Source organism: Ruegeria sp. BHSB196 (assembly GCF_059613135.1).
The window spans coordinates 70783-82615 of record NZ_JBXWRY010000016.1; the positions used below are offsets into that span (position 1 = coordinate 70783).

13 protein-coding genes are annotated in these 11833 nt (G+C 65.7%); 9 read left to right on the forward strand and 4 right to left on the reverse strand.

What is annotated here, in order from left to right; genetic code table 11:
• Positions 1 to 19: 19 nt before the first annotated feature.
• Both AC2FNJ_RS10125 and AC2FNJ_RS10130 read left to right on the forward strand, forming a co-directional pair.
• On the forward strand, positions 20 to 1402 hold the full coding sequence (locus AC2FNJ_RS10125; RefSeq protein ID WP_496764109.1) for a leucyl aminopeptidase family protein: 1383 nt from the start codon (positions 20 to 22) through the stop codon (positions 1400 to 1402).
• Positions 1399 to 2136, forward strand: coding sequence for a C40 family peptidase (locus tag AC2FNJ_RS10130; RefSeq protein ID WP_496764110.1), 738 nt, complete (start codon positions 1399 to 1401; stop codon positions 2134 to 2136). The genes AC2FNJ_RS10125 and AC2FNJ_RS10130 overlap by 4 nt, the downstream gene beginning before the upstream one ends.
• Here the strand turns inward: AC2FNJ_RS10130 and AC2FNJ_RS10135 are convergent.
• The 3 genes from AC2FNJ_RS10135 to AC2FNJ_RS10145 all read right to left on the reverse strand — a co-directional run bounded on the left by AC2FNJ_RS10135 (position 2133) and on the right by AC2FNJ_RS10145 (position 4634).
• Positions 2133 to 2483, reverse strand: coding sequence for a DUF2794 domain-containing protein (locus AC2FNJ_RS10135; RefSeq protein WP_496764111.1), 351 nt, complete (start codon positions 2481 to 2483; stop codon positions 2133 to 2135). The genes AC2FNJ_RS10130 and AC2FNJ_RS10135 overlap by 4 nt on opposite strands.
• A gap of 128 nt (positions 2484 to 2611) precedes the next feature.
• Complete coding sequence (locus AC2FNJ_RS10140; protein ID WP_496764112.1) at positions 2612 to 4264, reverse strand: Y-family DNA polymerase; 1653 nt, start codon at positions 4262 to 4264, stop codon at positions 2612 to 2614.
• A gap of 76 nt (positions 4265 to 4340) precedes the next feature.
• Positions 4341 to 4634: an I78 family peptidase inhibitor gene (locus AC2FNJ_RS10145; protein WP_496764113.1), complete on the reverse strand. Its 294-nt coding sequence runs from the start codon at positions 4632 to 4634 to the stop codon at positions 4341 to 4343.
• A gap of 130 nt (positions 4635 to 4764) precedes the next feature.
• On the opposite strand from AC2FNJ_RS10145, the gene AC2FNJ_RS10150 reads away from it, so the two are divergent.
• Both AC2FNJ_RS10150 and AC2FNJ_RS10155 read left to right on the forward strand, forming a co-directional pair.
• Positions 4765 to 5877 carry an S-(hydroxymethyl)glutathione dehydrogenase/class III alcohol dehydrogenase gene (locus tag AC2FNJ_RS10150; protein WP_496764114.1) on the forward strand — a complete coding sequence of 371 codons (1113 nt, stop codon included), beginning with the start codon at positions 4765 to 4767 and terminating at the stop codon, positions 5875 to 5877.
• Complete coding sequence (locus AC2FNJ_RS10155) at positions 5878 to 6618, forward strand: NYN domain-containing protein (RefSeq protein WP_496764115.1); 741 nt, start codon at positions 5878 to 5880, stop codon at positions 6616 to 6618.
• On the opposite strand, the gene AC2FNJ_RS10160 is transcribed toward AC2FNJ_RS10155, so the two are convergent.
• Positions 6615 to 7232, reverse strand: coding sequence for a TetR/AcrR family transcriptional regulator (locus AC2FNJ_RS10160; RefSeq protein ID WP_496764116.1), 618 nt, complete (start codon positions 7230 to 7232; stop codon positions 6615 to 6617). The genes AC2FNJ_RS10155 and AC2FNJ_RS10160 overlap by 4 nt on opposite strands.
• A gap of 128 nt (positions 7233 to 7360) precedes the next feature.
• Between AC2FNJ_RS10160 and mbfA the strand changes: the two genes are divergently transcribed.
• The 5 genes from mbfA to AC2FNJ_RS10185 form a co-directional block, all read left to right on the forward strand.
• Complete coding sequence (gene mbfA, locus AC2FNJ_RS10165; RefSeq protein WP_496764117.1) at positions 7361 to 8335, forward strand: iron exporter MbfA; 975 nt, start codon at positions 7361 to 7363, stop codon at positions 8333 to 8335.
• Between the two features lie 45 nt (positions 8336 to 8380).
• Complete coding sequence (locus AC2FNJ_RS10170; protein WP_496764118.1) at positions 8381 to 9310, forward strand: AEC family transporter; 930 nt, start codon at positions 8381 to 8383, stop codon at positions 9308 to 9310.
• A 107-nt stretch (positions 9311 to 9417) separates the two neighbouring features.
• Positions 9418 to 10251 (forward strand): S-formylglutathione hydrolase, encoded by an 834-nt coding sequence (gene fghA / locus AC2FNJ_RS10175; RefSeq protein ID WP_496764119.1) that lies wholly within the window; start codon positions 9418 to 9420, stop codon positions 10249 to 10251.
• Positions 10252 to 10254: 3 nt separating this feature from the next.
• Positions 10255 to 11760: a Si-specific NAD(P)(+) transhydrogenase gene (gene sthA, locus AC2FNJ_RS10180; protein WP_496764120.1), complete on the forward strand. Its 1506-nt coding sequence runs from the start codon at positions 10255 to 10257 to the stop codon at positions 11758 to 11760.
• Positions 11757 to 11833: DUF188 domain-containing protein (locus tag AC2FNJ_RS10185; RefSeq protein WP_496764122.1), on the forward strand; the 77-nt coding region annotated here is incomplete at its 3' end. The genes sthA and AC2FNJ_RS10185, both read left to right, overlap by 4 nt.

Below are 11833 nucleotides of genomic sequence, written 5' to 3' on the forward strand. Positions count from 1 at the left end.
GCGTCGAGGTAAGCCACCCATGTCCCTGTCTTTCACAAAACCGTCCGACGATGCCCTGCCCCTGCACGTGATCGACCAGAACGAACTGGAGGCGTGGCTGGAGGCGCAGAGCCCCGAGGCCCGATCCTGGATCGAGGCGAACGGGTTCACCGGCGCCTTGGGGCAGGCTCTGCTGGTGCCGGCGGCGCAGGGGGCGCCTGGCTTTGCCCTGGCCGGTTACGGAAAGGCCGAGAACCGCCGCCGCAAGCGGTTTCCGCTGGCCGCCGCCGCGGAGAAGCTGCCGAAAGGTGTCTACCGGATCGTCACCGATCTGGAGGGCGAGGTGCTGGCCCGCGAATCCCTCGGCTGGTTGCTGACAGGCTACGCCTTTGACCGCTACAAGTCCCAGTCTCCCGCCAAGGCGCGGCTGGTCGCGCCGGCGGGTGTCGATGCCGCGCGGATCGAGATCCTCGCGAATGCCGAGGCGCTGATCCGCGACCTGGTCAACACTCCGGCCTCGGACATGGGGCCGGACCACCTGCAAGCGGCCGCCGAGGCGCTGGCCGCCGAGTTCGGCTCGTCCTGCGAGACGGTTGCGGGCGACGATCTGATCACCCGCAACTTTCCGATGATCCACACGGTCGGCCGGGCCGCCGCGCAGGCGCCGCGCCTGATCGAGATGAACTGGGGCGATGCGGGACCGGCCCTGACGCTGGTCGGCAAGGGCGTGTGCTTTGACACCGGCGGGCTGGACCTGAAACCGGCGGCGGCCATGGCGCTGATGAAAAAGGACATGGGCGGGGCGGCCAATGTTCTGGGCCTGGCGCGCATGATCATGGCACTGAAGCTGCCGCTGAGGCTGCGGGTCTTGATCCCGGCGGTCGAAAACTCGGTGGCGGGTGACGCGTTCCGCCCCGGCGACGTGCTGACATCGCGCAAGGGGCTGACGGTCGAGATCAACAACACCGATGCCGAAGGGCGTCTGGTTCTGGCCGACGCGCTGGCGCTGGCGGACGAAGACCGGCCCGACCTGATCATCTCGATGGCGACCCTGACCGGCGCGGCGCGGGTGGCGGTCGGGGCCGATCTGTCGCCGTTCTATACCGACGACGACGCCGCCGCGCAGGCCGTGTCGCGGGCCGGGGCGCTGGCGGCCGATCCGGTCTGGCGGATGCCGTTTCACGACCCTTACGAGGACATGATCGAACCCGGACTTGCCGATCTGGACAACGCCCCCGCCGGCGGGTTTGCCGGGTCGATCACCGCGGCCCTGTTTCTACGGCGCTTCGTGACCGACAGCCGCTACATGCATTTCGACATCTATGCCTGGCAACAGGCGAAAGCCCCGGGGCGCAGCAAGGGCGGGTTGGGACAAGGGCCGCGCGCCCTGCTCGAAGCCCTGCCCGAACTGCTGGGCACATGACCGCGCGGCGGGTCAAATCCGCGGTCGTGGATCTCTTGCGGCGACCGGACGGGCCGCGCGACCGGCAATTGCTGTACGGCGATGTCGTGACCGTCGAAGACGAGGCCGGGGATTGGAGCCGGATCACCTCGGACAAGGATGGGTATCCCGGCTGGGTGAAGTCGTCGGACCTTGCGCGCCCGGAACGCAGCACGCACTGGGTCACGGCCCCGGCAACCCACGCCTATTCCCTGCCGGACATGAAGAGCCCGGAGCGCATGAACCTGAGTTTCGGCAGCAAGGTCTCGGCCCGGTCCGAAGCGGGCCGGTTTCTGGAAACCGATGCGGGGTTCGTTCCCAAGGTTCACCTGATCGAGGCCGGTTCCACCCTGTCCGACCCGGTCGCGGTCGCGGCCCTGTTTCTGGGCACGCCCTATCTGTGGGGCGGCAACAGCCGGTTCGGGATCGACTGTTCGGGCCTTGTGCAGGCCGCGCTGTTGGCCTGTGGCGGGGCCTGTCCCGGTGACAGCGGCGATCAGGAGAAGGCCCTTGGCACGGCCGTCGCCGCCGGCACCCCGCCCCAACGCGGCGATCTGCTGTTCTGGAAGGGCCATGTGGCCTGGGTTGCGGACCCGGAAACGCTGCTGCATGCCAATGCGCATCACATGGCGGTGCAATACGAGCCGATCGATTCCGCCATTGCGCGGATCGAGGCGCAGGGCGACGGGCCGGTGACTGCCCACAAACGGTTCTAGTCGGGATCGACCGCCCGGATCAGCTTGCGTTCGAGCACGCGCAGAACTGTGCGCAGGTCATGACCGCGTTTGAGGATGCGCCCGTCCAGTCCGACGACCGAGTATGTCCCTTGCCTCTGGCGCAATCGGGGATGTTTTTCGACCCTATAGATCGGGTGTTCGGACGAGCGGCGGAAGATCGAGAAAACCGCCATGTCGCGCAGGTTCGAGATGCCGTAGTCGCGCCACTCGCCCGCAGCCACCATCCGGCCATAGACAGAGAGGATCAAAGACAACTCGCGCCGGTCGAACGCGACCTGCATCTGGGCCGGGCCCGTCGCAAACGGGCTGGGAGGCTGCATGTTCATGGCTCCAGCCTTGCCAGAAAATTCGGCCAAATCAAGCCTTGTGCGTTCAGGTCGCTGGGGTTTGAGGCGTCGCGAGCACGCGGTTTTCGCCCTTTTGGATCGTCCGGCAAGGTACGTTGCGCCGGATTTCACGCGAACCGCCCCTGGCAGAACCAGCCCGCCGACATCGTGCCGCCATGGCCGTAGAACAGCCACAGCCGGTCGCCCTGTTCCGTCACCACCACCCAATAGTCGCGTACGCCGCTGCGCCAGTTGGGATCGTCCAGCCACCATTCCGGCGCGATCCGTTCCGGGCCGGTGGCCTGCGCCAGTTTCCAGTCGCGCCCACGCCAGCGGAACACCGCCGGAACATCGGCGGTTTCGGGCGCCATCACCGGTTCGGGCGGCCATATCAGCAGGGGACGGGGGCGCGGCGGGGCGGGCCAGTCGCTTGCGGGCTCGGACCAGGCGGCGGCCAGCACCTGCGCGGTTTTCTCGGGGATGTGCGAATTTGCCGGGTGGCGGCGGGTGATCGCCTCCAGCCCCACCCGCGCGCCCAGTTTGGCCGTAAGGTCGTCAACGGCGGTGTTGCCCGCCAGCCGGTCGCGCACCGCGCGGCTGGCTTCGGCATGGCCGGAAAGCGTGCGGGCATGGATCGGTTCGGTCTGCACCGCCTCCAGCCGCAGCATGTCGATGCCATAGCCCGCATCGATCCGGTCGATCTTCATCTCCAGCAAGGGGCGGATGCGGTGCCTGTCGAAGGTCGGGCGGGCCAGCCCGACCTCGACGATCTCGGCCGCCTGATCGGCGCGATGCGCCTCGAGCCGCAGGGTGCGCAGCCCGCGCCCCTTGTCCTCGAGCCGGGCGCAGAGCGCCGGCAGCATCCGGTCGATGGCGGCCATCACGTCCTCGGCCAGGCCGATCGGGTTTGGCAGGGTCATCCGTACCGCGAAGTGATGCGGGGGCCGCGCGGGCGAGACCGGTTCCGGCGCGCTGCCCATCGCCTGATCCAGCCGCAGCACCAGCCCGCGCCCGAAACGGCGGGCCAGCGAGGCGCGCGGCTGGCCCAGCAGGTCGCCGATCCGCCGCAGGCCCAGCCGGTTCAGCTGCGCCAGGGTCTGATCGTCCAGCCGCAGCGCCGCGATGGGCAGGGGGCTGAGCGCGCCATAGCTCCGCCCCGGCGGCGCGATCCGGGCGCCACCGCCCGGCGCCGTCACCTGCGGCGCGGCGCCGCCCCTGGTCCAGTGCCGCCGCTTGCCGGCGCGGGCGCGGGTGGCGCGGGCCTCCTGGCTGATGGCGTCGCCATTGCGGTCGGATGTGGCCTCTTGCCCGGCAAAGCGCGCCAGCGCCCAGGCCGCGCCCAGCGTGTCGGCGATGCCCATCTGCACACTCAGGCCCATATCGGCGCAGTCGGTCTCGATCACGTCCAGCAGAGCCGCTTCGCCGCCGAACAGATGGGCGCAGCCCGACAGATCGACGATCAGGCTGTCCGGGGGTTCTTCGGCGACCCAGGGGCTGAACTTGCCCGCCCAGCGCCTGAGCGCGGTCAGAAAGGCCGCTTCGGCGGGGGCGTTGCGCGGACGGGTGACAAGGGCGGCGCACATGGCATGGGCGTCGCGCACCGGCTGGCCCACGCGCAGACCGGCGGCCTGTGCCTCAGTATTCAGCGAAGTGACGACCTGCATGTTGGACCGTTCAGCCACCACCGCCAGCGGGCCGGAATGCAGGCCGCGGGCGGCGCGGATCAACCGTTCGGCCCCGAGCCGGGGAAACCACAGCGAGAGTATTCGGCGTCTGGACATCGGGAAGACATCAAAATGTTCCTGTTTTGTTCTTACCCGAGAATCGGCAACCGAGTCGAGACCCGCCCGCCGCGACCTAGCCGCAGGTCAGCCGCTTGACGGTCCCGTTCCCGTCCACAAAGACATTCAACCGATCGATGCGGTAATCCTGCGTGGCGATGCTGTCGGGTTCGAGCACCCGCGCGTTTTCCGGCAGCAGCGCCGCGATGGACGAAACCGGCTGACCGACCGAGTCGGCAAAGGGCTCGCCCTTGCAGAAGGCCAGATCGACGGGCGCCGCTTCCGCCGCGCCTGCGGGCTCCACGGCTGTCGTCGTGCCGAGTTCGCTGCACGCGGCCAGCAGGGTCAGGGCGAGAGCAAATCGATACATTGGCGTTCCTTTTTGCGGCGATGTCGGTTCCGGACGGTCATAGCGCGAACCGGCTTGTCAGGAAACGGGTGTTGAAAATGCCCGGCGATTGACGCAGGGTCGTGCCAAATCGACAGGGAGAAATGACACCATGCGTACCCGTGCCGCCGTCGCCCTTGAGGCCGGCAAACCCTTGGAAATCATGGATGTGAACCTTGACGGCCCCAAGGCGGGGGAGGTTCTGGTCGAGATCAAGGCGACCGGCATCTGTCATACCGACGAATTCACCCTGTCCGGCGCCGACCCCGAGGGGATGTTCCCTGCCATCCTGGGCCACGAGGGCGCGGGCGTGGTGGTCGAGGTGGGCGAGGGCGTGACCAGCCTGAAGCCGGGGGATCACGTGATCCCGCTCTACACGCCCGAATGCCGGGAATGCGAATACTGCCTGCACCCGCGCACCAACCTGTGCCAGGCAATCCGCGAAACCCAGGGCAAGGGGGTGATGCCAGACGGAACGTCGCGGTTCTCGACGCTGGATGGCGATCCGATCCTGCACTACATGGGCTGCTCGACCTTCTCGAACCACACGGTTCTGCCCGAGATCGCGCTGGCCAAGGTGCGCGAGGACGCGCCGTTCGACAAGATCTGCTACATCGGCTGCGGCGTGACCACCGGCATCGGCGCGGTGATCAACACCGCCAAGGTGGAAATCGGCAGCCGCGCCATCGTGTTCGGCCTGGGCGGGATCGGGTTGAACGTGATCCAGGGCCTGCGTCTGGCCGGGGCCGATCAGATCGTTGGCGTCGATCTGAACCCGTCCAAGCGCGAGATGGCCGAGAAATTCGGCATGACCGATTTCGTGAACCCGGCGGAAGTCGAGGGCGATCTGGTCCCTTATCTGGTGAACCTGACCAAGGGCGGGGCGGATTACACCTTTGACGCCACCGGCAACGTGCAGGTGATGCGCGCGGCGCTGGAATCGGCGCACAAGGGCTGGGGCGAATCGATCATCATCGGCGTCGCGCCAGCGGGGGCCGAGATTGCGACCCGTCCGTTCCAGCTTGTCACCGGCCGCGTCTGGCGCGGCACCGCGTTCGGCGGCGCGCGCGGGCGGACCGACGTGCCCAAGATCGTTGACTGGTACATGGACGGCAAGATCGAGATCGACCCGATGATCACTCATACGATGGGGTTGGATGACATCAACAAGGGTTTCGACCTGATGCACAAGGGCGAGAGCATCCGCTCGGTGGTGATATACTAAGTGGCCGATCCCATCCCCCTGCTGGCCGTCCTGATCGACGCCGACAACACCTCGCCCAAATTCACGAAAGCGATCTTCGAAGAGATCGCGACATTGGGCGAGGCGTCGGTGCGACGGTGCTATGGCGATTTCTCCAGCCAGCAGATGAGCGGCTGGAACAAGGTCCAGGCCGAGTTCGGCCTGGTTCCCCATCACCAGCCGGCCAACACCGTGGGCAAGAACGCCAGCGACATCGCGCTGGTGATCGACGCCATGGACCTGATGCATTCTGGCCGGTTCGACGGGTTCGTTCTGGTCAGTTCCGACAGCGACTTCACCCGATTGGCCAGCCGCATCCGCGAACAGGGTCTGGACGTGTTCGGCATGGGACAGATGAAGACACCCGACGCGTTCCGCAAGGCGTGCAAGCGGTTCATCTTTCTTGAGAACCTGACCGGCCCCGAAGACACCGACGCAGGTCCGAACGGCGGCAAGACCAGCGCCGAGCCCGCCGCCAAAAAGCTGCCGGCCAGCAAGATGCGCGAAGCCCGCGATCTGGTGATCAAGGCGATGGAGTCCATCGATCAGGAGGACGAATGGTACACGCTGGGCAGCATCGGCCAGCGCCTGATTGCGGCCAATCCCGACTTTGACACGCGCAGCTATGGCACACGCAAGCTGTCCGACCTCGTGACCGCGCTCAAGATATTCGAAACCAAGCGCGGGCAGGGCAATCAGCTGTTGGTGCGTCGCCGGGACTAGGCCCCGTACCGCGCCATGAACGTGTCCACGGCGTGCAGGGCGACCTCTTCGATCTCTTCCTGCGAAAAACTGGTCTGGATGCCAAAGGCGGCGCGCATCCAGAGGCGCGTCTTGCACAGTTCCGAAAACTGTTCGGCGGCGATCGGGATGTCCTCGATCACCAATTCGCCCGCGGCGACCGCCTTTTCAAGGTATTCGCAAAGCTGCCGCTGACCGTTCTCAGGCCCGGCCGCGTAAAAGGCGCGACCGAGTTCCGGAAACCGGTCGCGCTCGGCCATGCAGATGCGAAAGACCTTTTGCGCGAAATCCGAGACCAGGAACCCGGTCAGTTGCGTCGCGGCGATCGTCAGCACCTCGCGGGCCGGCTTGGTCTCGTCGATCATCGCCAGCACCCGCTCGGACATCAGCCTGCATTCGGTCTGCGCCACTTCCATGAACAACAGGCGCTTGTCGGGGAAATAGCTGTAAAGGGTCGCCTTGGAGACGCCCGCCACGCGGGCGATGTCGTCAACGCTCGCGCCTTCGAACCCGTCAGCCATGAACACCTCGCGCGCACCGCGCAATACCTGGTCGAATTTGCGTCCGGTGCGAAGAATGGTGGCGGCCTGGGTCATGATGTCTCCTGAGATATTCGGTTTCTCAAATCTATAAACCGTTCAGTTCAGTTTCAACGATTCGCGGCGGCTGTTGCATGATCTGGCGCAACCGCTATCTTAGAATCGTTCTAATAATGAGGCAGGACATGCGGTTCATCACTCAACGCAAGCACTTTCGCGATCTGACCGAACAGGAGGTCATCGCATTGGCGATTTCGTCCGAGGAGGACGACGCGCGCATCTATCGCTCCTATGCCGAGATGCTGCGCTCGGACTATCCGTCAACGGCGAAGATCTTTGACGGCATGGCGGCGGAAGAGGACCAGCACCGCGCCCGGCTGATCGCCCTGCACGAACAACGCTTCGGTCAGGTCATCCCCCTGATCCGGCGCGAGCATGTGGCCGGGTACTATGCGCGCCGCCCGGTCTGGCTGGTCGAAAACCTCGGGATCGACCGCATCCGCGCCGAGGCCGAAGCCATGGAGGCCGATGCCGAGCGGTTCTATCTTGCCGCCGCAAAACGCACGAGCGACGCCTCCACCCGGAAGCTGCTGGGGGATCTGGCCGCGGCCGAAGCCGGGCACCAGGCCACGGCATCCGAGCTTGAACACACGCATCTGGACGAGGACAGCCGCGCGGAAGAAGACGCCAAGGCCCATCGGCAGTTCATCCTGACCTGGGTGCAGCCGGGACTGGCCGGGTTGATGGATGGCTCGGTCTCGACCCTCGCGCCGATCTTTGCCACCGCCTTTGCCACGCACGATACTTGGACCACCTTTCTGGTCGGGGTCGCCGCATCGGTCGGGGCGGGTATCTCGATGGGGTTCACCGAGGCGGCCTCGGACGACGGCGAAATCTCGGGGCGGGGATCGCCGGTCAAGCGCGGGCTGGCGTCGGGCGTGATGACCACGATCGGCGGTTTGGGCCATGCCCTGCCCTATCTGATCCCCGAATTCTGGACCGCCACCACCATCGCCATCATCATCGTGTTCTTCGAGCTGTGGGCGATTGCCTGGATCCAGAACAGGTACATGGAAACGCCGTTCTTCCGCGCCGCGTTCCAGGTCGTTCTGGGCGGCGCGCTTGTGCTGGCCGCCGGCATTCTGATCGGCAGCGGGTGACAAAGGGGCGTTGCGGCGAAAAAAATCCGTGGTACCAACGCGGCCATGGTCGAGATCTTTTTCCGCACGCTGCCCTTCTTCGCGATCATCGGCCTGGGATACTGGGCCGGTCGCACCCGGTTCTTCACGGAAGAAGCCACTGCCTATCTGACCAAGTTCGTTTTCTACTTCGCGCTGTCGGCCATGCTGTTCCGGTTCTCGGCCACGCTGCCATTCGCCGAGATCTTCAATGGCCGCCTGGTGGTCGGGTATCTGATCGGCACGACGGGCGTCTATGCGATCGCGACGCTGGTCGCCTATCTGCGCGGGCTGAACATCCCCACCGCCGCGGTCGAGGCGCAATGCGCCGCCATCGGCAATGTCGGATTTCTGGGCCTGCCGATGCTGGCGATGCTGTTCGGCGAAGCCGCCATCGGCCCGGTCATGGTGGTCCTGGCGGTCGATCTGGTGGTGTTTTCCTCGCTCATCGTGGCGCTGATCAATGGCGGGCGGGACGGCAGGCTGACGCTGGGCACGTTCCGTCTGATCGGGCTGGGACTGGTGCGCAATCCGATGATCGTGTCGATCTCGGCGGGTCTGTTGTGGTCGGCCTTCAATCTGCCGGTGCCCGCCCCGGCCGAGAATTTTCTGACGATTCTGGGAGGCGCGGCCACGCCGGGCGCGTTGTTCGCCATCGGCGCGTCGCTGGCCAGCAAATCGGCGGAACGGGTGCAGATCGCCGCCTGGCTCGGTTTCTGCAAGCTGGCCATCCACCCGGCGCTGGTCGCGGTCGCGCTGCTCTGGCTGATGCCGATCGACCCGTTCTCGGCCACGGTCGCCATCGCCGCCGCCGCGTTGCCGGTGGCCGGGAACGTCTACATCCTGGCGGCGCATTACGGGATCGCGCCGCATCGGGCCTCGGCGGCGATTCTGCTGTCCACCGCCGCCAGCATCGTGACGGTGCCGGTCGTCATCGCCTGGCTCGGCACGCCCTGATTGCAGGAACGCTTGCGGAAAATTCGCGTGACCGGTCGCTCCTGCACTTTACGCAGGCGCGGCGGACCGCTAGCCATGGCCCGACCCCAAACGAGGAGACGGATCAGATGGAAACCCTTTCCGAGAATGCCTGTTTCGGCGGTGTGCAGGGCGTCTATCGCCATGCCTCCGAGGCGTGCCAATGCGACATGACCTTTGGTCTGTTCCTGCCGGCCGAGGCAAAGGACGGGCCGGTGCCGGTCCTGTGGTATCTCTCGGGGCTGACCTGCACCCACGAAAACGCGATGACCAAGGCAGGCGCACAGGGCTGGGCCGCCGAGCAGGGCATCGCGCTGGTCTTCCCCGACACCTCACCGCGCGGCGAAGGGGTGGCCGATCACGACGACTATGATCTGGGCCAGGGCGCCGGGTTCTACGTGAACGCGACGCAATCGCCCTGGGCGCCGCATTTCCGGATGTGGGACTATGTGGCCGAGGAACTGCCCGCGCTGCTGGCCGGGAACTTCGCCATCGACGGCGACCGTCAGGCCATCACCGGCCATTCGATGGGCGGCCACGGCGCCCTGACACTGGCGATGAACCTGCCGGGCCGGTTCCGGTCGGTCTCGGCCTTTGCGCCGATCTCGAACCCGACCGGCAGCGACTGGGGCCGCAAGCAGTTGAGCGCCTATCTGGGCGACGACCCCGCGGCTTGGGCGAAACATGACGCCTCGCTGATGATGAAGGACAGGGGATTCGACGGCCCGATCCTGATCGACACCGGAACCAACGACCAGTTCATCCACCTGCTGCGCCCCGAGGCACTGGCCCAGGCCATCGCCGAACGCCGCCAGCAGGCGATCAACCGTTTTCAGCCGGGGTATGACCATTCGTACTTTTTCGTGTCCAGCTTCATGGAAGATCACGTCGCCTTTCACGCCGAGGCATTGTACGGAGACTGAGGGATGAGCAAATACGATTATGACCTGATCATCATCGGTTCCGGCCCCTCGGGGCGGGCGGCGGCCATTCAGGCGGGCAAGCTCAAGCGCAAGGTTCTGGTGGTCGACCGCAAGGACAGGCTGGGCGGCGTCTCGGTTCATACCGGCACGATCCCGTCCAAGACCCTGCGGGAAACCGTTCTGAACCTGTCCGGCTGGCGCGAGCGCAGCTTTTACGGCCGATCCTACCGCGTCAAGGACAAGATCCGGGCCGAGGATCTGAAGGCGCGGCTGCACATGACGCTCGATTACGAGGTCGATGTTCTGGAACACCAGTTCAATCGCAACCATGTCGAAACGCTGGAAGGGATGGCCCGGTTCATCGGCCCGCACGAGATCGAGGTCGCCGCGGATGCGGGTGAAAAGACGCGGCTGACGGCCGCGAAATTCCTGATCGCGACGGGCACCAAGACCTATCGCCCGGACTATGTGCCGTTCAACGGAAAGACCATCGTGGACGGGGACGAGTTCCTTGAAATGGCAGAAATCCCGCGCTCGCTTTGCGTTATCGGAGCCGGAGTCATCGGCGTCGAATATGCAACGATGTTCTCGGCGCTGGATGTGCGGGTCACATTGATCGAACCGCGCGAGACCTTTCTGGATTTCATCGACACGACCCTGATCCACGAATTCACCCATCAGATCCGGGAAAACGGGGTCGATCTGCGGCTGGGGTCCGCCGTCGAAAAGATCGAGGATGCCGGCGCGCATGTGGAAATCACACTGGAGAACGGGCGTCACGTGCGCGCCGAGATGCTGTTGTTTGCGGCGGGGCGCATGGGCATGACCTCGGCCCTGAACCTCGAGGCCGTCGGGATCGAGACCGATCACCGCAATCGCATTTCGGTGGATCGCAAGACCTATCAGACTTCGGTGCCGCATATCTATGCCACGGGCGACGTGATCGGGCATCCGTCGCTGGCCTCGACCGCGTTGCAACAGGGCCGTGTGGCCGCCTGCCATGCGCTGGAAACCCCCACCCTGCCGGAGAGCCCGTGGTATCCCTATGGCATCTATTCGGTGCCCGAAATCTCCACCTGCGGCATGTCCGAGGAGGAACTGCAGGAGCGCGGCATCCCCTATGAGGTCGGTGTTGCCCGGTTCCGCGAAACCTCGCGCGGGCACATCATGGGGCTGGAGCACGGGATGCTGAAGATGCTGTTCTCGCTCAAGACCCGGCGGGTGCTGGGCGTGCAGATCGTCGGCGAAGGCGCGACCGAGCTGATCCACATCGCGCAGGCGGTGCTGAACTTGAAGGGCACGGTGGACTATTTCGTGCAGAACACGTTCAACTATCCGACCCTGGCCGAAGCCTACAAGATCGCCGGTCTGGACGCCTTCAACCGGATGCCGATTCCCGAAGAGTTCAAGGTGCGGAAGAAGCCCGCCGAACCCGCGGTCGCCAAAGCGCCGGAGCCCGCGGTCGCCAAAGTGCCCGACCCCGCACCGAAGCAGGCCAAGAAGGCGTGACGACGCTTTTCGTCGATGCCGATGCCTGCCCGGTCAAGGCCGAGGCCGAGCGGGTGGCGACCCGGCATCGCCT